Source organism: Bacillus sp. LNXM65, assembly GCF_002998575.1.
In the GTDB taxonomy this organism is placed as follows: domain Bacteria; phylum Bacillota; class Bacilli; order Bacillales; family Bacillaceae; genus Bacillus.
On sequence record NZ_PVRB01000018.1, the window covers coordinates 1 to 1264 of the forward strand.

Sequence of the window (1264 nt, forward strand, 5' to 3'; positions counted from 1 at the left end):
GGCTCTCTTTAAAAGCGACTTGTCTATCTTACCATATGAAAGTGGTGCCGGCAAGAGGACTTGAACCCCCAACCTACTGATTACAAGTCAGTTGCTCTACCAGTTGAGCTACACCGGCTTTATCTATCCTAACATTATGTAAGAATAAATATGGTGGAGGATGACGGGCTCGAACCGCCGACCCTCTGCTTGTAAGGCAGATGCTCTCCCAGCTGAGCTAATCCTCCATATTGTGTTGTCATTTCGAATGTCTCTCGATCCGACAAATAGTATTATATAACGATAAGATATTGTTTGTAAAGACTTTTTTAAAATAATTTTTGAATTTATTTTAACGTTGTTTTTTCGTCTTTTCGTTAAGGCACCTAAAGAATTCTACCACTTGTCTCATCATTTTAAAAGTCTTTTTTTCATCTTTTTATGTTTTTTTGTTAAAAAGGGCTCTAATAAAGCTTTATTGATGTGAAATTACCCTTTTCAAGCTTTTTATATGCTTATTTTATTCAATATATCTTCTCATACAAATCATCTAGAGAAGGAATTCTTTTATTATTTTATTTTTCTGGGAAATCATTTTCATGTAAAAATGTCCTTAAACGATACTGTTCTTTACTATCTTCAATATTAAAGTGTTACTAGGGTATCAAGTTAGTGTTGATTCTTTCTTATTCTTACTTAGAGCGAGCGAAAAATTCAACTGTAAGTGTTGCGATACTCAGTCATCTAGTGTGTCTCTAAACAGTCCTCTGTATCTGGCTGCCAAAGAAAATTCTTATTAGCTGCTTTCTATGCTTTTGATCTTCATCCTAAACGAATTGAACGGCCGACCCACAAACAACAGCTGCGTTGTTCAATGAAAATACATGAAAGTGAGACGGACGGAAAGATCAACTTATCGATGAGGCATTTACTAAATCATCACTTCTCACTTTACAAAGTGATTTAATAGAAGTAATTTTTTCAAAAACACAAAAAAGACCAGTTCCGTATGGAACTGATCCTTAGAAAAGCTTGGCGGCGTCCTACTCTCACAGGGGGAAACCCCCAACTACCATCGGCGCTGAAGAGCTTAACTTCCGTGTTCGGTATGGGAACGGGTGTGACCTCTTCGCTATCGCCACCAAACCTGATGGAGAGAATGTTCTCTCAAAACTAGATAACAATGTTCATGCTTCACATTAGAATATAGGTTAAGTCCTCGATCTATTAGTATCTGTCAGCTCCACGTGTCACCACGCTTCCACCTCAGACCTATCAACCTGAT

At 37.4% G+C, this 1264-nt stretch carries 2 tRNA genes and 1 rRNA gene; all 3 read right to left on the minus strand.

From position 1 onward, the window contains the following. Positions 1-42: 42 nt before the first annotated feature. The 3 genes from C6Y03_RS18990 to rrf all read right to left on the minus strand — a co-directional run bounded on the left by C6Y03_RS18990 (position 43) and on the right by rrf (position 1125). Positions 43-118 (minus strand) — tRNA-Thr (locus C6Y03_RS18990). 33 nt (positions 119-151) lie between these two features. Beyond that, positions 152-227: transfer RNA gene (locus C6Y03_RS18995), tRNA-Val, on the minus strand. 782 nt (positions 228-1009) lie between these two features. After that, positions 1010-1125, minus strand: a 5S ribosomal RNA gene (rrf, locus tag C6Y03_RS19000). Positions 1126-1264: the final 139 nt, after the last annotated feature.